A 21067-nucleotide genomic window follows, 5' to 3' on the forward strand; every position below is an offset into this window, starting at 1 on the left:
TGCAGGAAGCTGCACGAAAAATGTGAGCTAGGTAACATAATTGTAAAATTTGCCCTTGCATGCGCTATTGGCCAGTCAAGCTTGCCAATACCACCGACATGACGATGGGTTTTACTGCCCAGGGGCGGGTCAACAAAGGAGTGAAATGAGTATGACACGTTGGCTGACGGGGTTTTGCTTGCTGATCAGTTTACCTGTCTTGGCTGATTTGCAGCTCAAGCATGTAGAGCCTGCCAATTGGTGGGTGGGGATGCACTCCTCACAACTGCAGATCATGCTATATGGGGAGCAGGTGAGTGGTTATCAGCCCAGCCTCGATTATCCCGGGGTGAAGCTGGTAAAGGCCGAGCGTGTAGACAGTCCCAATTACCTCTTTCTCACCCTGAATCTGGCCAAGGATGTTAAGCCAGGGCTTATACCCATCAAACTCAGCCAGGGAGACCATGTTGCACTGGTGTCTGATTATCCTTTGCTGACGCGGGACAACGCCTCTGCCGAGCGTCAGGGGTTTTCCAATAAAGACAGCATTTATCTAATTACGCCTGATCGTTTTGCTAACGGTGACCTCAGCAATGACAGCGCGCCAGGGCTTGAAGATAAGCTAAATCGCGCCGCACTAGGCGGGCGTCATGGTGGTGATCTGCAGGGCATTATTAATCATCTGGATTACATTCAGGCCATGGGCTTTACTCAGATTTGGCTAAATCCAGTGGTGGAAAACGCCATGCCCAGTTATTCCTATCACGGTTATGCGGCCACGGATTTGTATCGGGTTGACCCGCGTTATGGCAGTAACGCCTTGTATCAACAACTGGCCCAACAGGCCAAAGCGCGGGGTATCGGGGTGATTATTGATGTGGTACTTAACCACATAGGGTCTCAGCATTGGTGGATGCGCGACTTGCCAAGTGCGGACTGGCTGAACTTTGCCGGTCAGTTTGTGCCGACCACGCACAGGCGTGAAGCCCTGCACGACCCTTATGCCAACGAGTGGGATAAGCGACATTTCAGTGATGGCTGGTTTGTGGAAACCATGCCGGATCTGAACCAGCGCAACCCCTTGCTCGCTACTTACCTGATCCAGAACAGCATCTGGTGGGTGGAATATGCCGGGCTAAGTGGCATTCGTATCGACACTTACTCCTACTCCGATCCTGATTTCTTAAGCCAGTACACGGCACGCCTAATGGCCGAGTATCCCAATCTCAATATGGTGGGCGAAGAGTGGACCTTAAATCCCAGTATCGTGGCCTATTGGCAGCGCGGCACACAGCGCCATGATGGCTATCAATCGGCACTGCCCAGCTTGTTTGACTTTCCATTGCAGGCAGCGGTGGTCGGTGGCCTCACCAACAAAGAAAACTGGAATTCAGGCCTGCGGGAAATTTACTTGTCCCTCGCCAATGATTACCTCTATGGCCATCCTCAGGACCTGGTGGTGATGCCAGACAACCATGATATGAGTCGTATCTTTACGCAACTGCGCGAGGACCCGCAGTTGTGGCGTATGGCCATGGTGCTGTTTGCCACAGTGCGGGGTACCCCGCAGTTTTTCTATGGCACCGAGATATTACTGGCTAACCCCAATAGCGACGACCACGGCGAGATCCGTGCGGATTTTCCAGGCGGCTGGCCCGGCGATAAACAAAATGCCCTTACTGGTAACAACTTAAGTACAGACGCCAGTTCAGCTCAGGCCTATATGCGCAAGCTTCTAAACTGGCGCAAGACGGCGCAAGCGGTGCACAACGGGCGTTTTGTTCACTATGCGCCGCTGGATGGAAGCTATAGCTATTTCCGCTTGAGTGAGAAACACAATCTGCTGGTGGTGCTGAATAAAAATGATCAGTCCATCAAGCTGGACTTAGCCAGGATGCAGGAAAGCCTTAAGGGATTCACGTCGGCGAAAGAAGTGTTAAGTGGCCAGACAGCTGCGCTGCCCGACATTCTGGTGCCGGGTCGAAGTGCCGGAATTTACGAACTCTACCAATAGCCGCCCAAGCGGCATACAGATTAATCAGGGATACAGACAAGCTATGCAGCGAGTGAATTCAATCAGAGGGTGTTGGGCGTTGTTGTGGCTGCTATGTTTCAGCCTGCAAGCGGCTGAAGTACAGCAAGCCAGTTTTGACGGTCAAACGCTCAGGCTTACCACAGATGAAGGGCTGGTAACCTTAACGGCCTATCAGAACAGCGTGTTTGAGGTGCTGTATCAGCCTGAGGGGGAAACCCCTTTACCTTCCTTTGCGATTAGTGAGAAAGCGCGTAAGGCCAATGCTTCCTATCAGGAAATGACAGAGTATCTGCTCCTGACCAACTCCGGTCTGACCGCTAAAATCCAAAAATCGCCGCTGCAGATCAGTTACTACCGTGATGACCAGTTGCTGCTGGCCGAAGAAAAGGGCGCTTTTGCCAAGCAGACCTTGCGAGGCTTTCGCTTCCGTCTGCAAGAACAGGAAAAATTACTGGGCGGCGGGCAACGGGTAATGGGTATGGACAGGCGCGGTCAGCGGTTGCCGTTGTATAACCGTGCCCATTACGGTTATGGCACTGAATCCACGCAAATGTACTACAGCCTGCCTATGGTGCTTTCCAGTCAGCACTATATGTTGGCTTTTGATAATACCGCCAGTGGCCACCTCGACCTTGGCCATAATGAAGCCGATATCCTGCAATTTGAAGCCGCAGCGGGGCGATTGGCTTATTTGATTGCCGCTGGCGATGACTTCCCGCAGTTGCTTGAGCATTTTACTGCGGTGACCGGGCGTCAGCCGATGCCGCCACGTTGGGCACTGGGCAATTATGCCTCACGCTTTGGCTATCACACTGAGGTAGAAACCCGCCGGGTGGTTGAGATGTTTAAGGCCGACGACATTCCGCTGGATGCCGTGGTGCTTGACCTGTATTGGTTTGGCAAAGACATCAAAGGCATGATGGGTAACCTCGACTGGGACAAAGAGGCCTTTCCCCAGCCGGAAAAAATGATCGCTGACTTTGCTGCCAGCGGTGTAAAGACCATTCTTATCACTGAGCCTTTTGTCCTGACTACCTCTGGCAAATGGCAGGACGCAGTCAATGCCGGGGCATTGGCAGAGAATCTGGCCGGACAGCCCAAACGTTTTGATTTTTATTTTGGTAACACCGGTCTTATTGATGTTTTTGATCCTAAGGCTCAGGACTGGTTCTGGCAGACCTATAGCAAGCTGCTGGGCCAGGGAGTTGGCGGTTGGTGGGGCGATCTGGGCGAACCGGAAGTGCATCCAGCCGATACTCTGCACAGGCTGGCAGATGGTCGCCAGGTCAGCGCTGACGAAATTCACAATGCCTATGGCCATCAGTGGGCTAAAATGCTGTTCGAGCGCCATCGTCAGGCACGCCCTACCGAGCGCCCCTTTATTATGATGCGCAGCGGTTTTGTCGGCTCACAGCGCTACGGCATGATCCCCTGGACCGGCGATGTCAGCCGCGCCTGGGATGGGCTTAAACCTCAGGTTGAGCTCAGCCTGTCCATGGGATTACAAGGCCTGGCTTATACCCATTCGGATTTAGGCGGTTTTGCTGGTGGCGAGCAATTTGATGCCGAGCTATATACCCGCTGGCTGCAATATGGGGTATTTCAACCCGTATACCGCCCGCATGCCCAGGAGCATATAGCCCCAGAGCCGGTATTTCATGACGACACCACCAAAGCCATAGTGCGCGATTTTATCAAGCTGCGTTACGCGCTACTGCCCTATAACTACAGCCTGAGTTATCTGAACAGCCAAAACGGAATGCCTCTGATGCGGCCATTGTTTATGGAATCTGGTGATTTAAGCCAGTTCAATAACACCAGCAGTTACCTGTGGGGAGATGCCTTTTTGGTTACGCCAGTGGTGGAGCCGGGAGTAAAACAGGTTGAAGTGGCACTGCCCCACGGCGTCTGGTTCGACTATTTCAGCGGTCAACGTTATGCCGGCAATCAGCGCATTCAATTGACCACCTCAATGCACACCTTGCCGGTGCTGGTGCGCGCAGGGGCTTTTGTGCCTATGGTGTCGCCGCCTGCCACCACCCAGGATTACGACAGTAGTGAACTCGTGCTGCATTACTATGCCGACCAAGCCGTGTCTGAAGGCCGGGGTTTTATGTATGACGACGACGGCAAGACCTTCGATGCCGTAGCGAAAAAGCAGTACGAACTGCTGCACTTTAGCGCCCAGCAGCAGGGGACTAAATTGTCCATGCAGCTTAAACGTGAGGCCTACCAGTATCAGGGGATGCCCACCAGTCGCAAGATACAGATGCAGATCCATAACTGGTCAGCAAACCCACTTTCTGTGCAGCTAAACGGTTATGCCCTGCCCATGGCGGCCAACCAGGGCAAGTTTGATGCACTGGAGCAGGGGGCCTGGCGCGACGGTGATACCTTAAGAATTAAGTTTGACTGGGTACTTCCTGTGCACCAGCTCAATATTCAATAACAGAGACCCTTGCATGTATAAAGTTTGTTTACCGCCACTGCTACTAGCCCTGCTGATGGGCTGTGGCCCTGCTCCCGAACCCAGTGCTGATAAGGAGACTGCTGTGAATTCAGATAAATCGGCCAGTGCCAGTCAGCGGCCGGTGATTTATCAGATGATGACGCGTTTGTTTGGCAACAAACAGAACCACAATCAAGCCTGGGGAAGCGCTGCGCAAAACGGGGTGGGCAAGTTTGCCGATATCAATGACAAGGCGCTGGCACAGATTAAAGCCTTAGGCGCCAACTACGTTTGGTATACCGGTGTGCCCCACCATGCACTGGTGGCGGATTATCAGGCCTTCGGCATCAGCTTGGATGACCCGGATGTGATCAAAGGGCGGGCCGGTTCGCCTTATGCGGTTAAAGATTACTACAACGTGAATCCAGACTTGGCCGAGGACCCAGCCAAGCGCCTGGCGGAATTTGACGCCCTGATTGCCCGTACCCATGCTGCCGGGCTGAAAGTGATGATAGATATCGTGCCCAATCATGTGGCCAGAAAGTACGAATCTATCAGTAAACCTGCCGGTGTCAGGGATTTTGGCGCCGATGACGACACCACCCAGGCGTATGCCAAAAACAACAATTTTTACTACATTCCTGGCCAGGCCTTTGCCGTACCGGATGGCGTGCAGCCCTTAGGAGGGGAAGCACATCCGCTTATCGACGGCAGCTTTGACGAAAATCCGGCTAAGTGGACGGGCAACGGCGCTCGCAGCGCTAAACCTGGCGCCGACGACTGGTATGAAACCGTTAAGATCAACTTTGGTGTGCGTCCTGACGGTAGTTATGACTTTCCGGCCTTACCCGCGGATTACGCAGACCAGAGCTGCCAGGCGCATCTGGCCTTTTGGCAGGATAAAGACCTGCCAAACTCCTGGCATAAATTCCGCGACATCGCCTTGTACTGGACGGCAAGAGGGGTTGACGGCTTTCGTTATGATATGGCGCAAATGGTGCCGGTGGAGTTCTGGAGCTATCTGAATTGTTCGATTAAAGAAGTAAATCCTGACGCCTTACTGCTGTCGGAAATCTATATCCCGGAGCAGTATCGCGACTATATCCACCTGGGCAAAATGGATTATCTGTATGACAAGGTCGGCACCTATGATGCCCTGCGCGCCATTGTTGAAGGCAAAGCCGGTACCGAGGTTTTACCTGAGCTATTTAACGGTATGGCGGATATTCATTCGCATATGCTGATGTTCCTCGAAAATCACGATGAGCAACGTATTGCCAGCCCAGAGTTTGCCGGGGATCCGCGTAAGGCCTTGCCGGCCATGGTGGTGTCGTCGTTGGTGGCGGGTGGCGCCAATTTGCTGTACTTCGGCCAGGAAGTGGGAGAAGCCGGTGCGGGCGATGCTGGCTTTGGTCAAGCCAGTCGCACTACTATCTTTGATTACTGGGGCGTACCTGCGCACCAGCGCTGGATGAACAACGGCGCCTTTGATGGTGGTTTGTTAAGCAAAGAGGAAAAAGCCCTGCGTGATTTTTACCGCGACTTGCTGAATCTGGCCGCTAATGAACCTGCTCTGCAAGGCGAGTTTGCCGACTTGCACCTGGCTAATCAAACAGCCCCAGGTTACAACAATCAGCTCTATAGCTTTGCCCGATTTACTGAGGAGCACGCCATGTTGGTAGTCGCTAACTTTGCTGCACTTGATTCTCAGAGCGTTGAACTGTCAATTCCACGCGGGGTCATGTCTGCCATGGGGCTGACTAATGGTGAATACACACTAACTAACAGTTTAGGCACAGGTGAGGTGAGCCGTTTGCATGTGCAACAAGGAGAGGGGCGGGTTCATCTCACTCTGGCTCCGTTGGCATCTGTGGCATTCAAGCTTCGTTAAGGCGCAGGCTACTTGTTCTTGCATGGGGCGAATGAATACGTATGTAAACAGCCCTAAAAGACTCGTGAGCGTTGGCAGGATTTTGTAACATCCTTGCTACCTGATTTATTTACATTCGGGTTACATATGCAGAGGAGACTTGTCTCCTCACCAGCGAAATCCAAGTTGAGAGCATCCTATGCAGAATGTCAGTCATGCCGAGCCATCCGCATCGGCCGAATCCACGGCCAGAGTTGCAGGTGCGAAACCTTCCCTAAGCTTCTGGCAAATCTGGAATATGTGCTTTGGTTTTCTGGGCATTCAGTTTGGTTTTGCCCTGCAAAATGCCAATGTCAGCCGTATCTTTGAGACGCTCGGGGCGGACTACAATAATCTGGCTATCTTGTGGGTGGCCGCACCGGTTACCGGCCTGATTGTACAGCCCATTATTGGCTATTTGAGTGATAACACCTGGACTCGCTTTGGCCGCCGTCGTCCGTATTTTGTGTTAGGCGCCCTGCTGGCCAGTTTTGCCTTATTTGTGATGCCGCACTCACCGGCGTTATGGATGGCTGCAGGCATGCTGTGGATCATGGATGCCTCAATCAACATTGCTATGGAGCCTACCCGCGCCTTTGTTGGCGATATGCTGCCTAAACATCAGCGTGGTATGGGCTATGCGATGCAAAGCTTTTTTATCGGTGTTGGGGCGGTAGTGGCGTCTGCTTTGCCCTGGATGATGAATAATTGGCTGGGTATCAGCAATACCGCCCCAGCTGGGGTCATTCCTGATTCGGTGCGCTTTGCTTTTTATGCCGGTGGGGTGATCTTCCTGATTGCCGTGCTCTGGACTGTTTACACCACCAAGGAATATTCCCCCGAACAGCTTCAAGCCTTCGATGAGGCCGATAAAGCCATGGAAGGGGAGAGTCACGAGCAGCACAGCTCAAGGCTAAGACCGGTATCGAAAAGCTATCTGCATGGCAGCATCTGGTTGGCACTTGGGGTACTGCTGTGGGTGGTGATCCAGGCTAACATCGACAAGCTGGATAAGAACCTGTTTATTCTGGCGGGTGGCAGTATTGCTTTTGGTGTCTGTCAGTTAGTCGCTGGTTGGCTGGCCAGTAAGGAACGTCATCATAACGGTTTTTCTGTGGTGATGAATGACTTGTTCTCCATGCCAACTGCCATGAAGCAACTGGCCTTTGTACAGTTCTTTTCCTGGTTCCCCTTGTTTGCCATGTGGACTTACATGACCGCAGCCGTTACCTCGCATCATTTCGGCAGCAGCGACCCGACTAGCAGCTTGTATAATCAAGGCGCCGACTGGGTAGGAGTACTCAACGCCACTTATAACGGCGTCACCATTTTTGCTGCCATGCTTATTCCGCTAGTGGTAAAGCTGACCAACCTGCGTATTGCCCATATGCTGAATCTGTTTCTTGGTGGCCTCGGGTATATCTCGTTTTTGTTTATTTCAGACCCTGACCTGCTGATTATTCCCATGATTGGGGTTGGCTTTGCCTGGGCGTCTATTCTGGCCGTGCCCTATGCCATTTTGTCCAACAGTCTGCCGGCCAATAAGATGGGTGTGTTTATGGGCATCTTTAACTATTTCATTGTGTTGCCACAGATCCTGGCTGCCAGCATTCTGGGTTTTCTGGTAACTCGCATTTTTGATAGTCAGCCTATATATGCATTAGTCGTTGGTGGTTGCAGCATGTTGCTGGCTGGTCTCCTGGTGTTGCGGGTCAAAGAGCCACAGTATCAGCAGGGGCCATCCGCATGAGGTTGAAACAATGCCTGGTCGGCTGCGCCGCATTGGGATTGGCTGCCTGTGCCAGTCAGTTTCAGCCAAGTACAGAAGTGTCAGCACAATATGTGGGAACTACCCATCCCTTTGCAGCTGAGGCTATTTACTTTCTGATCACCGACCGTTTTGTGGATGGTGATCCTGCCAACAACCATGAGGATCAAGGTGGCGAGTACCCCACGTTTAATTTGCCGTTGACAGGACCGGATGGGCAAACCGCCAATGTGGGCTATATGGGTGGTGACTTTCGCGGCGTGCTAAACAATGCCGCCTTTATCCGGGATATGGGCTTTACCGCTATCTGGATGACCCCCATAGTGGATAATCCGGATCAAGCTTTTGCCGGTGGCGAACCCATCAGCTTTGGTGGGGCGTTTAAGGATGGTGGCAAAACCGGCTATCACGGCTATTGGGGCGTCAACTTTTTTAAGGTCGATGAGCATTATCCTTCTGCTGGGTTGGAATACGCTGACCTGACTCGCCGTTTACGTGAGCAATATGGGCTTAAAACTGTGCTGGATGTGGTAACCAACCACGGTTCACCGTCCTTTACCATGCCCACAGACCAGCCCAAGTTTGGTGAAATCTACGGCAAAGACGGCCGTTTGCTGGCCGACCATCAGAACCTCTCTCCCGGGCAACTGGATGCCGGCAATCCGTTACATCAGTTTTTTCACTCTGAAGAGGATATTCTGCAACTGTCGAATCTAAACGATGAAAACCCCGATGTACTGGAGTACTTTGTGGATGCCTACGGTTATTGGTTAAGCCAAGGTGCGGCAGCACTGCGTATCGATACCATTAAACATGTTCCGCATCATTTTTGGAAACAGTTTAGTGACAGGCTGCGTGCGCACAACCCTGATCTATTTATGTTTGGTGAAAGCTATGATTACAACGCCAATTTTATTGCGCAGCACACGCTAGCTAAAAATGGCGGCATCAGCGTATTAGACTTCCCCGGCCAGCAGGCGATCAGCAAGGTATTTTCCACCCCACAGAGTGATTTTGCCGAGTTGCTCGGCTACCTGCATCTGACTCATGGGCCTTATGCCAATCCCTATGAACTCACAACTTTTTACGACAATCATGATATGGCGCGCATGAATGCCAGCGACAGCGGCTTTATCGATGCGCATAACTGGCTGTTTACCAGCCGGGGGATTCCTGTGGTGTATATGGGCTCGGAAGTGGGCTATATGCGTGGCACGGTTGAGCATCAGGGCAATCGTAACTATTACGGCCAGGACAATATTGAACTGGCCAAACAACACCCCATTCACGCCCAGTTACAGCGTGTTGCCAACTTACGCAAACGTATTCCGGCCTTGCAACGAGGTTTGCAGGTGAATCTGGATTTTGTTGGCGATCAGGCGGCATTTTACCGAGTAGTACAGCTTGATGACATGGCGCAAACTGCGCTGGTATTGCTGAACAAAGGTGACAGCCCCATAACCATAAAAGTCCAGCGTTACCTGCAAGCTGGGCGTTGGCAGGAGCAGTTCAGTGGCGAGGTGCTGGCCCTTGAAGAGGGAGACGTATTGAGCGATGAAGTGCCTGCACATGGCGTGCGGGTCTGGTTGCGCGAAGGGCCAATAAATCAGCCTCAGTTGCAGGCCAAATTGCAGGAACTCACTGCTCACCGTTAAATTTTTGTTAAAAATCCAGCCTGATTACACTGATGTCGGTCAGTCGACTTAAAAGCGCCAGGCCAGGTAACTCCTGGCCTTTACGCTGATGAAACTATACCTTTGAGTCTTAAAGGTATTCATTTAAATACCTGCGTACCATATATGGATCTGTAAAGCCTAATTGTTCATTTGTTAGCCTGTTTGCGTCAAGGCACGAGGAGAGGCAACATCATGAAAAAATTTACATTTATCCTGTTGGGTGCGGTATCTGCGTCATTTTTCGCACCTATGAGTTCGGCAGATATCAACGAAGCGTTAGCGAATATCTGCACTATCGTCAAAAACGACGACAAGTCTGAACTACGTAAGAAACTTAAGAATGTGCAGGATGATTACAATCTGCGCCTGGGGGACTACTACACGGGTGTCAGTTGTGGCGGTAATAGCTTGATCCGTTATGCCATGGAAAACAGTGCGGTGGAAACCGGCACCTATATGATCAAGCGTATGGGCAAAGGTGATTTAACGCAGGTCGAGAAAGATGGCTTGGCACTAAGAGATTGGGCCCAGAATAATGGCTATCTGGATAAGGTTATTGGCCAGGAGCTGGTAGCTCGCATCGATTGAGCCATCCACATAATTTCAACAAAAGCCCGGTTTAGCCGGGCTTTTGTGTATCCGGCTAGACTATCCAAGTGGCTACCAATGCTGCCGTTACACAGTAATAGAGCATGGGCCAGAAGGTGAAACGGATAATTTTTCCTTCCTGACCATTTAGCCCTACCACGCTGGCCGCTGCGACGACATTCAGTACACAGATCATATTGCCGGCATTAGCGCCGAGCATTTGCAGTGCCAGCACCAAGTTGGGGGGCTGATTTGCCAGTTCAGCCGCGGATTGTTGAAAGGCGGCAAACATCAGGTTGGAAAAGGTCGCCGAACCGGCAATAAAAGAACCCAGGGCACCAATTAAGGGCGCGACTGCCAGCCAGAATTCTGCCAGGTGACGAGACGCTAATTCTGCCAGTGCCATCGGCATGCTATCTAAACCAAGGCGGTTTTGATCTGAATGCAAAAACAGTCTGACCATAGGCACGGCAGCACACAAGGAGATCGTCGCGCCGCGCAGACTCATCAGGCTGAGGTGCAAGGCTTGGCCAAGTTGGGCTGGGCTGGTTTTGTGCGTTGCCAGGGTGACTAAGCCTGCAATCATCATCAGGCCACCAGGCAGATACAGAGGCTGAAAGCTGACCGCCAGCTCAGTGCCTAATATATCCGACCAGGTCAGTTGTATTTGTTGTAAAAATGGCTTGAAAGGCAACGACGGTAAGCGGCTGGCAACTAGCAACAAGGTGGCTGTCAGATAGGGAAGCCAAGCCAATAATAATTGTCTAAACGATGGCATAACACTTGTTGCCGGCAGCGGCTGTTCGTCCAGTGACCAGGGTTGTTTGGGTAATAACCAGCCCTTTCTTATGATTATCGTCGCCAGCACGAGGCCGCTCATAGCGCCTAGTAAAGAAGGAAACTCGGGGCCGAGCAACCAGGCCACGAGGTAGGCGGGAAGGGTAAATCCCAGGCCACATACCATGGAAAATGGCAGCATGGCAAAACCTGCGCGCAGATTGGGGCGCTTAGCAAAGCAAGTGGTCAGCAACAAACACAGAATCAGTGGTAGCAATGAGGCCACCAAAATATCTATGCTGATCGCTTGGATGGCAATCTGCTGAACATGCAAGTCAGTTGTGTTTAGGCCTTGTTTCAGACCAACAATCACCGGGGTGCCTATGGCACCAAAAGACACGGCGCTGGAATCGGCAACCAATGCCAGTACAACAGCGGCTAGTGGTGGAATGCCAACGGCTACCAACAAGGGCGCGCATATTGCTGCGGGGGTACCAAATCCTGCGGCACCTTCCAAAAAACTGCCAAACAGCCAGGCAATGAGTATGACTTGAACTCTGGGGTCGGGGGACAGTGCCGAGAAACCCTGACGGATAACATCCAATGCACCGCTTTCCCGCAAGCTGTTAAGCAAGAATAGTGCACCTAGTAGGATCCACAGGATAGACAGGGCAAGGATGATGCCTTCGATAAATGAGGCAGCCATTTGGATGGGTAACATACCCCAAACGAAATAGCAGGCCAACGCGCACAATAATAAGCTCAGCGGCATGGCACGGGTTGCTGGTAGACGGAAAACCACCAGTAGCAGAAATGTCGAACCTATGGGGGTTAAGGCCGCTAATAGTTGTAAGCTGTCCATGCCTGCTGCTCCTATTGCCTGAGCCTAATTTCCGCTTCTATTTGCACATCTCTGCCCAACTGCGAGCCTATCATCTGCTTGAGTGCCAGCAGATGTTCGGCGTCTAGTCGCTGTGCACTGACTAAACGCACCGATATCAAGGGGACATCACCGGTACTGATCTCCATAATTGTGAGCTCAACCTGATCACCCAATAACTGCATTTCACCATGGGGCAGTGCGCGACTTAAGCGGTTTTTGTCTACCAGTTCCTGGAAAGATAAAAACAGCGGGATGCTGATAATAGCCAGGCTGGCGAGTGTAATGCCCATACCTTTACGCGCCAGATGGAAGGGGGCAAAGCCCAGTACTAAGAAGGTGAGGGCTGCAGATAGTGCTATGCCCACCAGGTTAGTACTGAACAGCAAAATGGCACCGCCAGCCATCTCCAGATCGCCCCAACCTAAGCCGATGCCTACCACAGACAATGGAGGAACCAAAGCCACCGCAATGGCGACCCCCGCCAGGCTTTTGGCGACTTCTTCTTTCGCGTTGGCATAGGCGCCAGCAATGCCCGATATCACAGCAACTCCCAAATCCAGCAAGGTTGGAGTGAGACGCGCTCGCATCTCGGGGGTGAGGGTAGATAGCGGCATTAACCACGTGACTAAGATAGCGCAGCAAAGGGCCAGCGCGATACCGCCGAACAAGGTCTTGGCGGCATTTTGTAATAAACTGCTGTCTGCTCTGGCCAGGCCCATCGCCAAAGAAATAATGGGAGCCATCATGGGGGCAAGGATCATCGCACCAATGATCACCGGGGCGGAATTGGCAAATAGCCCAGTGACGGCCAGCAACACGCTCAGTACCATCAATACATAGAAAACTGGTGTAGCTTGGGCGTTTTCTCTGAGACTCCTGAACAGGTCTCGAAATTCGTCTTCAGATGCATGGTGAAACACAGGGATGGGTTTATCCGCTAACTCGATAACTGCACTGCCACAGGGTAAGTGCGCCATCTTCAATTGGTCTTTGCGGATATCTACACTGCCGTTACGTTCCGGGTTGTCAGGCTGCAAGAGCTGAATGTGCTTTTCGTGTATTTCGCAGACCAGTTCTTTGCTGCCCATGGCCAGACCATCAAGCTGATAGTTAACCCCTGTGGCGGCTCTAATGGTCAGACTGCGGGTTTTTAGCAGGCCGATACTGTCCGGAAGGTTTCTGGGATTGATACGGCCCTGAAACAAAAAACGCAGCATCAGCAGTAAAAATGCCACCACACTGCGCGGTGCGACTGCCACCAGAGACAGGCGCCTGTCAGCCGGGTCGAGAACCTCGGTAAGCCCCCCGCCTAGCCAGGGGCGTCGCCTTTGCTCCAGCACCATCATACCCAGCAGTGCCAAGTTAATACGTTGCTCGGTGGCGGTGATCAGTTCATAAGCATGCAGTTGCATCTGGCGAAATTTGCCCAGCATTGTGGTCAGGGCCTGCCAGCGGGATAAAGCGTGTGAGGTATCCTTGAGATTAAATACCAGTAATTCACCCACAATAATGCTGGAGAACACCGGGGTGCCGTTGCAGCTCAGGCTGTCGAAAGGACGACTTTCGGCATTCAGTAGCTTGTTGAACAGCTCCGGCAATTTGTTGCCTGTTGGGCAGAATGCCCGGGCCGCGTGTTTACTCTGTGGGTGCGGCAAAATACCCAATTGCCACTGCAGTTCGGCCGCGTTGTTCCAGAGCATTTTGATACTGTCATCATTCAGGTAAAGCAGCACCCTTTCACCCAGGCCGGGTAATTCACTATTGCCGAAAAGCCGGGCTTCAACCAGCTGGTCGCTGCTGGCCAGCAAGCCGTCAATATCGATAGAACCGTCATGGATAAGATACGCCATGTGCAATCGGCTTCCTTGTTTCAACAACCAATGTTGCATGCTACTTTAGTGTAGGGACGGGCGTGGTGAAAGTCATGACTTGCTATAAGTCCTGTGATACTTTCCCGCCTCTAATTTTTTAGCTGGAACATAACATGCAAATTGCTGATAACGCCGTGGTACGTTTTCACTACGAAGTAAAACAACAGGATGGAGAAGTGGTAGATAGCAGCCGGGATGAGCAGCATCCTGTGGCGTATCTGCACGGCCATAACAATATTATGCCTGCGCTTGAAAAAGCCATGGTGGGTAAGGCGGCGGGAGACACCTTATCTGTGACTTTAGCTCCTGAAGATGCCTATGGCGAATATCAGGAAGGTGCTGAGCAGCGTGTATCTCTTAAACATTTATCCGGTGCGGATAAATGGCAGCCTGGCATGCTGGCACTGGTGCATACTGATCATGGTCAGCGTCAGGTGCTGATTAAAAAAGTCGGTAAGTTTATGGCTACCGTAGATCTTAATCATCCATTGGCGGGTAAAACCCTGACATTCGATCTGGAAGTGATCGATGTTCGTGAAGCAACGGCTGAGGAAATTGAACACGGCCACGCTCACGGTGAAGGTGGCCATCACCATCACTAATCATGGCTGCATGGGGCGATAGCCCCATGCACTTGCCAGCAGGAAGCAGTGAATTGACTGTAAAAACATCCCGCTTTGCATCTCGTCTGGATAAGGGCTTACTGCCCATCTTGTTATTTTTCCCGCTGATTTTGTGCCTGATTGGCGTGTGGGCATTTTTCCAATCGCCCTGGATTGGCGTTGTGGCTGTGTTGCTTGCTGTGGTGCAAGCGGTTGTCAGTCTGGTGTACATCTGGCCTTGTTATTACCAGCTTACCGACACGCAATTGGAAGTACGTTGTGGCTTAACCAGAGTCTGCTTGCCCTATAAAGATATTCATCGTGTTGACGCCTGCAACGCTTCAATACCTTCTCCTGCGCTTTCATTACGACGCTTGGTTATTGAATCTAATCAGGGATTCTTGCTGGTTTCACCCGTCAATCGGAATAAATTTCAGCAAGAACTGAGCTTGCGCATGCATGGCCGCTTCGTTGGCGACACGCATGAGCCAATGACAGAATCCGAAGGCTTAGAGGTGGAAATATCACGTGAGTGACCTCGGGTTGGCCATACTATTAGCGCTGGCAGCGGGCTTGGCTATTCCCCTTGGTGGTTGGCTGGCCACCATTGGAAACTTCAGGGCTCGCTGGCTGGAGTTGGAATTTCGCCACTTTATTATCGCCCTGGGTGGTGGCGTGCTGCTGGGGGCGGTGGCACTGGTACTGATCCCCGAAGGATTAGCGCAGACAGGAAAAGCTGGTTGGGCGATATTGGTTTTTTTCGCGGGTGGTTTGTGCTTTTTTGCTTTGGAGCGCATGCTGGGGGTTCGCAAGCGAGAAGCGCCGCAGTTAACCGGCATGTTACTGGACTTTATTCCGGAGGCGATTGCCCTCGGTGGATTGCTGGCGACCGGCAGTAAGCAGGCATTGCTGCTGGCGCTGCTCATTGGTGCGCAGAATCTGCCGGAAGGCTTCAACGGATATCGAGAGCTGGTGGGACTCAGCCATCGAAAGCCTGGCCAGGTGTTGGTGTTTATGCTGCTGCTGGCGTTGCTTGGCCCTATCGCTGCCCTAACAGGGTATGTGTGGCTGGCAGATTACCCTGGCGTACTTGGCTTTATCATGCTGTTTGCATCTGGCGGCATACTGTATCTGGTGTTTCAGGATATTGCTCCGCAAGCGCATTTGCAGAAACACTGGGGGCCGCCACTTGGCGCTGTACTCGGATTCGCCATTGCCATGGGGGGACAGATGCTACAGCATGCCTGATGACGTGGTTTGCTGCTTAACGCTTAAGCTCGGCCCCGCAACTTTGCCGTATCACCAATTCCGCAGGTAAGAGTTTAGGCTGCTGCCTCTCACCTTTGATCAGACTGACCAGGCTTTTCACTAACATTTCTCCAGCCAACCGGGTATTTTGATGTACTGTGGTCAGCGGTGGATTGGTAAAACTGGCGGCCAGGATATTATCGTAACCCACCACGGCAATTTGTTGCGGAATGGCCAGTTGCTTGTCATGTAGGGCCCGCATCACGCCAATGGCAATCAGGTCACTGGCACAAACTATGGCATCCATTTTCTGACCAGTGCTCAGTAATTGCATGGCAGCCTGATAACCTGACTCCTCTGTGGTAATCGCATCAATTTGAATAGGCAAGGCGCTGGCGCCAGCCTGTGAAAGGGCATGACACATGCCACGGTAGCGCTCAAAAAATTCCGGACAGTGACTATCTGCGCCGCCGATAAAGGCAAAATGTTTACGGCCCTTTTGGATAAGGTGCTGGGTGATCTTGTAACCGCCCTGGAAGTTATCACAGGCGATAGATATTCCGGGGTGCTCCTTGTCCACTGCGCCCCAGAGTACGAAATGGGTTTGCTGCTGTTCGAGTTTGGCCAGTTTGTCCTGATAGTCCATGTAGTCGCCGTAGCCCAGCAGAATAATACCGTCAGCTTTATTGGTATCCTCGTAATCAGCGTGCCAGTCGTCGCTGAGCTGCTGGAAGGAAACCAGCAAATCATAGCCTTCCTGTGCTGAGGCGCGGGTTATGCTACCTAACATTGACAGGAAAAACGGGTTAATCATGGAGTCATCTGAAGTAGGATCTTCAAACAACAGCAGTGCCAAGGTTTTACTGCTTTTTTGTCTGAGACTACTGGCGTTTTTATCAACCTTGTAATTCAGCTGTTTGGCAATGCTTTGCACTTTGTCCCGGGTTTCCTGATTAACCAATGGACTGTTACGTAGTGCACGAGACACTGTGGATTGCGACACACCCGCCAGATGGGCAATGTCGAAAGAGGTAGCCTTACCTTTCATGCTGATATGATCAAATCGCGGACAACCATGTATGCCCCTGTTATACACCAGCAAAGTTGGAATATCGACTTGCGAATTAAGAAAAAACAGGACAAGCGAGCATGGGCGCTATGCCTGAGTAGCGGGTTTGCGTTTATCTGATAACGGCAAAAAACATTTAATTATCCCCAAAAAATAAGCCCCGGTTTACGGGGCTTATTTAGGGCTATTCAAGCAATTTTTGCTTATTTGGCAGCTTTCAGACCGCGGTTGATGTCCACGACATCCTGGTCAACTAGCGTACCGGCAGCTTGTTTCAGCTCCAGGTTGGCCACAATGTACTCATAGCGGGCAATCGACAAGTTACGGCGGGCGTTATACAGGTTACTGGTACTGTTCAACACGTCCACAATGGTCCGCGTACCCACTTCAAAGCCGGCTTCGGTTGCACCCAGGGCACTTTCGGCCGACACAACGGCTTGTTCCAGGGCCTTGATACGGGAAATGTAGGCAGATACATCATAGAAGTTAGAACGCACATCACGTACTACTTTACGATACACCTGCTCGCGCTCTTCGCTGCTGGCAACAAACTGGTGTCTGGCTTGATCGGTTTGCGAACTTACGCGACCACCGGAGTAAATAGGAATATCGACACTGATACCAATGGACGCCGTGTTACAGCGATCGCATTTTGTTACGCCGTCTACTTCTGACTCACTGGATGTGGCAGAAGCACTGAAACCTACTGTTGGCAAGTGTCCTGATTTGGCAATTTCAATGTTTTGCTTGGCAATGTCTACGCCAAGTTTAGCCACGGTCAGCTCCAAACTGCGCTCGTCAGCAATTTGTAACCAGTCTTCCACACGGGCGGGAGTCGGTGTGGCGGTACTGAAACTTTCCGTATTCAGTACATTCAATTCGCTATGATAGCTGCCGGTAATTTCACGCAGACCTTCACGGCGGATTTCTACGGTATTTTGTGCAGTGATCTCTTTGGCTACCGCATTATCAAACAGCGATTGCGCTTCGTGTACATCGGTAATGGCAGTCAGACCAACAGCGAAGCGCTGTTTGGTTTGCTCCAACTGACGCTCAATGGCGCGTTTCTCGGCCTGAGCAAATTCCAGGTCGTCCAGCGCTTGTAAAACCAGGAAGTAGGCATTCGCAACACGTACAATCAACGCCTGCTGTGCTTGAGCGTAAGTGGCATTTGCCTGAGTGGCAGTTAATTCAGCCCGGTCCAGGGTTTTCCAGTAGCTGTGGTCATAAATTGATTGACGCAAGCTTAGGGTAGCGCCATTACTTTCACCGTTGCTTTCCCAACGATCCAAGCTGGCTCCCACAGATAAATCGATTTGTGGTAACAGGCTAGCGCGGCTGATTCCAACAGCGGATTGGGCAGCATCTTTGCGTGCTTGCGCAGCAAGGATAGTAGGGTCTTTTTGCAGGGCCTGTTGATAAACCTGATACAGGTCATCTGCAAAAGCTTGTGAGGTCACGCTAACGCCTACAAGCAAAGACAGCAAAGTTTTTTTCATGAGTATTCCTACGAGATGATGAGCTCGATCACAATTCCGATTAATTGCTGCAAAGTCTAAGTAAATCAAGCGCTAACTGTAACCTTTTTAGGGTAACACTGCGTGTTCAAGTGTAACAGAATATTTAACCACCAGAATGATGCGGTGTCAGGCCGGTGGTGGCTATGCTAGGCTTTCGCCCACAATCTACCAGAAAACTGAGCAGAAATTGAAAGGGATACCGGGGAATTGCGACGATAAGGTGCAAATGCTGGATAAACAGCCGTTATACAAGGGCTTTTTTACCATGCTCAAGTACAGTTTTCGGCACAAGCTGTTCGCTGGCGGATGGAGTCCGGTGCTGCACCGTGAAATTTTCGAACGGGGACATGCGGTGGCTGTACTGCCTTATGATCCGGTGCGTGACGAAATCGTTTTAATTGAGCAGTTTCGGGTTGGGGCCATGGCCACCTCCGACAATCCCTGGTTGTTCGAATGCATCGCCGGCATCATTGATAAAGGAGAAAGCCCAGAACAGGTTTGCCTGCGAGAAGCGCAAGAAGAAGCCGGGCTGCATATCACGCGTTTGCATCCCATGCTAAGCTATTTGTCCAGCCCAGGCGGAACCTCAGAGCGTTTATACCTGTATGTGGGTGAATGCGATGCTTCTCAGGCCCAAGGAGTTCATGGCCTGGCTGAGGAAGGTGAGGACATACGAGTGCATCGGATGTCTTCTGCGCAGGCATTAGCCATGCTTAATGATGGGCAGGTAGATAACGCCGCCACCTTAATTTCCCTGCAGTGGTTTGCCCTGCATAAACAAAAGTTGATTGAGCTTTGGTGTGAGTGATACCAGGATACTGAAAAAACATGTGCCACAACTTGCCACCCTGCATGCAGTGTGTGAGGCGAATTATGGTCGCTTATTAAGACTGCTGCCGGACTTGGATCAGCAGAAACTTGAGTATTGTTTTTCTGCCGGCAAAGGCATGAGTTATCGGATTCAAATTCAGCTCTGTGAGCCATACACCACCACGGTGGAAATGCGCCAACTGACCGATGGTTTGCCCGCATATTTGCAGCCTGTGATGCAGATTCGCTTGTACCACGATGCGCGTATGGCCGAAGTGCTGGGTTTTCAGCATATGGGCAAATTCAAACCAAGCTACCCCTATCCGAATAGCTTGATGCATCAGCGCAACGAAAAAGAACTGGTGAATCATTTTCTGTCTGAGTGGTTAGGCTTTTGCTTACGTCACCTCTCGGCTACCTCTCTTGATCAACGCGGATGAGTGACACGCCTTTTTGCCTGATTCAGATCAGCGATTGCCACTTGTTTGCCGATGTTGACCGCTGTGGATATGGGCAAATCAATCCATATCAAAGCCTGATTAAGGTCCTGACTCTGGCGGCTGATTTAGCGCCCGATGCACTCTTGCTCAGCGGAGACATCAGCAATGATTGTACCGCACAAAGTTACCAGCATCTGGCCTCGCTGATAGAAGCGTACTTGCCTGGTGTGGACTGGCATCTCATCCCTGGCAATCACGACGATACTGCGCAAATGCAGCGCTTATTTTCAGCGCAGATGACTTGTTTAGAACAGCCAGTGGTAATGGGTCGTTGGATGTTACATGGGTTGGATAGTCAGTTTCAGGGCACACTGGGTAAGGTGGAAGCAGAACAACTTGCCACGCTGCAGGACAAGCTAAAGAAGTTTCCTGACCATCATCATGTCGTTGCTGTGCATCATCACCCTATCGCGTGCAATGGGTGGATGGATAAACATGCCTGGGTGAACAGTGAGTTGTTTTTGCAATGGCTGGATACTCAACCTGCTATTCGCCTGGTATTGCACGGCCATATTCATACTGACCTTAGCTGGTCACGTGGGCAAAGCTTGATTCAGGCCTGCCCGTCGAGCTGCTGGCAATGGACAGTGGATGCAGATTTCGGGGTGGCGGATGATGCACCTGGCTTACGTTGCATCCGGCTTTTTGCCGATGGCAGGATAGCATCCGAAGTACACAGAATTTTGCCTTAACGTTTTTTTAGGGGTTTTGGACTTCATTTATGACTGACCACGTACTGATATATCTGCACGGTTTTCTTAGCTCGCCGCAATCGGTTAAAGCCCAGCAAGTTGCAGATTTTATGGCTAAAAAAGCCGTTAACATCACCTTGGAAGTGCCGCAATTGGCCAACTTTCCGCAGGCTGCTCTGGCACAAGCCAAAGAGATTGCCAAGCGGCATCAGGGCAAAGCCCTGACTTTTATCGGTAGTTCTATGGGCGGTTTTCTGGCTACCCATCTGGTCAATGAATTTGGTGGCCGTGCGGTGCTGATTAATCCCGCGGTGGATCCCCATAAGTTACTGGCGAATTTCCTTGGTGAGCATCAAAACCCCTATACCGGGGAGCGTTTTACCTTAACCCAGACGCATGTGGAGGATTTGCAAGCCCTGGCGATTGTTCAATTACGGGAGCCGCAAAATCTGTGGGTATTGTTGCAGCAAGGGGATGAAACGCTGGATTATCGGCTGGCGGAAGCTTTGTACCGGGACTGCCATTTAACTATTGAGCCCGGAGGCAATCATGCTTTTGAGGGATTTGAACGCTATCTGATGAGTATTTTGGCTTTTTTGCAGGGGCAAGCTGAGCCCGGGGAGCGAGATCTTATCAGCGTGCAGGATACGACAATTGCCCGTCCGGCAGTGACTTGATAACATCAAAAAAT

General features: G+C 51.4%; 17 protein-coding genes. 13 read left to right on the forward strand and 4 right to left on the reverse strand.

All coding sequences use genetic code 11. The annotated features are described in order from the left end of the window. Window positions 1–145 precede the first annotated feature (145 nt). From KJY73_RS14320 to KJY73_RS14345, 6 genes are all read left to right on the forward strand, one after another. Window positions 146–1993, forward strand: coding sequence for a glycoside hydrolase family 13 protein (locus tag KJY73_RS14320; RefSeq protein WP_232848607.1), 1848 nt, complete (start codon window positions 146–148; stop codon window positions 1991–1993). Beyond that, window positions 1920–4463: a glycoside hydrolase family 31 protein gene (locus KJY73_RS14325; protein ID WP_332874207.1), complete on the forward strand. Its 2544-nt coding sequence runs from the start codon at window positions 1920–1922 to the stop codon at window positions 4461–4463. The genes KJY73_RS14320 and KJY73_RS14325 overlap by 74 nt, the downstream gene beginning before the upstream one ends. A 13-nt stretch (window positions 4464–4476) precedes the next feature. Further along, complete coding sequence (locus tag KJY73_RS14330) at window positions 4477–6354, forward strand: alpha-amylase family protein (RefSeq protein ID WP_214344393.1); 1878 nt, start codon at window positions 4477–4479, stop codon at window positions 6352–6354. 277 nt (window positions 6355–6631) lie between these two features. After that, the gene (locus KJY73_RS14335) at window positions 6632–8122 is read left to right on the forward strand and encodes an MFS transporter (protein WP_232848677.1); all 1491 of its coding nucleotides are present in this window, start codon (window positions 6632–6634) and stop codon (window positions 8120–8122) included. Continuing rightward, window positions 8119–9795 carry an alpha-amylase family glycosyl hydrolase gene (locus KJY73_RS14340; protein WP_214344395.1) on the forward strand — a complete coding sequence of 559 codons (1677 nt, stop codon included), beginning with the start codon at window positions 8119–8121 and terminating at the stop codon, window positions 9793–9795. Before KJY73_RS14335 ends, KJY73_RS14340 begins: the two co-directional genes overlap by 4 nt. Window positions 9796–10008: 213 nt before the next feature. Next, window positions 10009–10404: a DUF3718 domain-containing protein gene (locus KJY73_RS14345; RefSeq protein ID WP_214344396.1), complete on the forward strand. Its 396-nt coding sequence runs from the start codon at window positions 10009–10011 to the stop codon at window positions 10402–10404. Between the two features lie 55 nt (window positions 10405–10459). Here KJY73_RS14345 and KJY73_RS14350 read toward each other — a convergent pair whose 3' ends face one another. Next, window positions 10460–12043 carry an L-lactate permease gene (locus tag KJY73_RS14350; RefSeq protein ID WP_214344397.1) on the reverse strand — a complete coding sequence of 528 codons (1584 nt, stop codon included), beginning with the start codon at window positions 12041–12043 and terminating at the stop codon, window positions 10460–10462. Between the two features lie 11 nt (window positions 12044–12054). After that, window positions 12055–13914, reverse strand: coding sequence for a TIGR00341 family protein (locus KJY73_RS14355; RefSeq protein WP_214344398.1), 1860 nt, complete (start codon window positions 13912–13914; stop codon window positions 12055–12057). A gap of 134 nt (window positions 13915–14048) precedes the next feature. Between KJY73_RS14355 and KJY73_RS14360 the strand changes: the two genes are divergently transcribed. Genes KJY73_RS14360 through KJY73_RS14370 form a run of 3 tightly spaced genes read left to right on the forward strand, consistent with a single transcriptional unit; the run spans window position 14049 to window position 15785 of the window. Beyond that, window positions 14049–14537 (forward strand): FKBP-type peptidyl-prolyl cis-trans isomerase, encoded by a 489-nt coding sequence (locus tag KJY73_RS14360; RefSeq protein ID WP_214344399.1) that lies wholly within the window; start codon window positions 14049–14051, stop codon window positions 14535–14537. 53 nt (window positions 14538–14590) lie between these two features. Then, complete coding sequence (locus KJY73_RS14365; protein ID WP_214344400.1) at window positions 14591–15073, forward strand: PH domain-containing protein; 483 nt, start codon at window positions 14591–14593, stop codon at window positions 15071–15073. Continuing rightward, window positions 15066–15785, forward strand: coding sequence for a ZIP family metal transporter (locus KJY73_RS14370; RefSeq protein ID WP_214344401.1), 720 nt, complete (start codon window positions 15066–15068; stop codon window positions 15783–15785). Before KJY73_RS14365 ends, KJY73_RS14370 begins: the two co-directional genes overlap by 8 nt. Window positions 15786–15801: 16 nt before the next feature. Here the strand turns inward: KJY73_RS14370 and KJY73_RS14375 are convergent, their stop codons facing one another. Both KJY73_RS14375 and tolC read right to left on the reverse strand, forming a co-directional pair. Next, window positions 15802–16833, reverse strand: coding sequence for a LacI family DNA-binding transcriptional regulator (locus KJY73_RS14375; protein ID WP_206593388.1), 1032 nt, complete (start codon window positions 16831–16833; stop codon window positions 15802–15804). Window positions 16834–17057: 224 nt separating this feature from the next. Next, window positions 17058–18353, reverse strand: a complete 1296-nt coding sequence (gene tolC, locus KJY73_RS14380) for an outer membrane channel protein TolC (RefSeq protein ID WP_214344402.1) — start codon at window positions 18351–18353, stop codon at window positions 17058–17060. Window positions 18354–18600: 247 nt separating this feature from the next. On the opposite strand from tolC, the gene nudF reads away from it, so the two are divergent. The 4 genes from nudF to KJY73_RS14400 are packed head-to-tail and all read left to right on the forward strand — an operon-like array spanning window position 18601 to window position 21053. After that, complete coding sequence (gene nudF / locus KJY73_RS14385) at window positions 18601–19182, forward strand: ADP-ribose diphosphatase (RefSeq protein ID WP_232848608.1); 582 nt, start codon at window positions 18601–18603, stop codon at window positions 19180–19182. After that, window positions 19175–19624, forward strand: coding sequence for a DUF1249 domain-containing protein (locus KJY73_RS14390; RefSeq protein ID WP_332874208.1), 450 nt, complete (start codon window positions 19175–19177; stop codon window positions 19622–19624). The genes nudF and KJY73_RS14390 overlap by 8 nt, the downstream gene beginning before the upstream one ends. Then, window positions 19621–20376, forward strand: a complete 756-nt coding sequence (locus KJY73_RS14395) for a metallophosphoesterase (RefSeq protein WP_214344403.1) — start codon at window positions 19621–19623, stop codon at window positions 20374–20376. Before KJY73_RS14390 ends, KJY73_RS14395 begins: the two co-directional genes overlap by 4 nt. Before the next feature lie 29 nt (window positions 20377–20405). Continuing rightward, a complete protein-coding gene (locus KJY73_RS14400; protein ID WP_214344404.1) occupies window positions 20406–21053 on the forward strand; it encodes a YqiA/YcfP family alpha/beta fold hydrolase in 648 nt (215 codons plus the stop codon). Window positions 21054–21067 lie beyond the last annotated feature (14 nt).

The organism is Bowmanella yangjiangensis, assembly GCF_018531185.1.
Lineage (GTDB): Bacteria > Pseudomonadota > Gammaproteobacteria > Enterobacterales > Alteromonadaceae > Bowmanella > Bowmanella yangjiangensis.

Excerpts from the sequence above, each read along its gene's own strand:
- KJY73_RS14320 (WP_232848607.1), top strand. The coding sequence starts at position 146 with ATGAGTATGACACGTTGGCTGACGGGGTTTTGCTTGCTGATCAGTTTA.
- KJY73_RS14330 (WP_214344393.1), top strand. The coding sequence starts at position 4,477 with ATGTATAAAGTTTGTTTACCGCCACTGCTACTAGCCCTGCTGATGGGC.
- KJY73_RS14335 (WP_232848677.1), top strand. The coding sequence starts at position 6,632 with ATGTGCTTTGGTTTTCTGGGCATTCAGTTTGGTTTTGCCCTGCAAAAT.
- KJY73_RS14340 (WP_214344395.1), top strand. The coding sequence starts at position 8,119 with ATGAGGTTGAAACAATGCCTGGTCGGCTGCGCCGCATTGGGATTGGCT.
- KJY73_RS14345 (WP_214344396.1), top strand. The coding sequence starts at position 10,009 with ATGAAAAAATTTACATTTATCCTGTTGGGTGCGGTATCTGCGTCATTT.
- KJY73_RS14350 (WP_214344397.1), bottom strand. The coding sequence starts at position 12,043 with ATGGACAGCTTACAACTATTAGCGGCCTTAACCCCCATAGGTTCGACA.
- KJY73_RS14355 (WP_214344398.1), bottom strand. The coding sequence starts at position 13,914 with ATGGCGTATCTTATCCATGACGGTTCTATCGATATTGACGGCTTGCTG.
- KJY73_RS14360 (WP_214344399.1), top strand. The coding sequence starts at position 14,049 with ATGCAAATTGCTGATAACGCCGTGGTACGTTTTCACTACGAAGTAAAA.
- KJY73_RS14375 (WP_206593388.1), bottom strand. The coding sequence starts at position 16,833 with ATGAAAGGTAAGGCTACCTCTTTCGACATTGCCCATCTGGCGGGTGTG.
- tolC (WP_214344402.1), bottom strand. The coding sequence starts at position 18,353 with ATGAAAAAAACTTTGCTGTCTTTGCTTGTAGGCGTTAGCGTGACCTCA.
- nudF (WP_232848608.1), top strand. The coding sequence starts at position 18,601 with ATGCTGGATAAACAGCCGTTATACAAGGGCTTTTTTACCATGCTCAAG.
- KJY73_RS14395 (WP_214344403.1), top strand. The coding sequence starts at position 19,621 with ATGAGTGACACGCCTTTTTGCCTGATTCAGATCAGCGATTGCCACTTG.
- KJY73_RS14400 (WP_214344404.1), top strand. The coding sequence starts at position 20,406 with ATGACTGACCACGTACTGATATATCTGCACGGTTTTCTTAGCTCGCCG.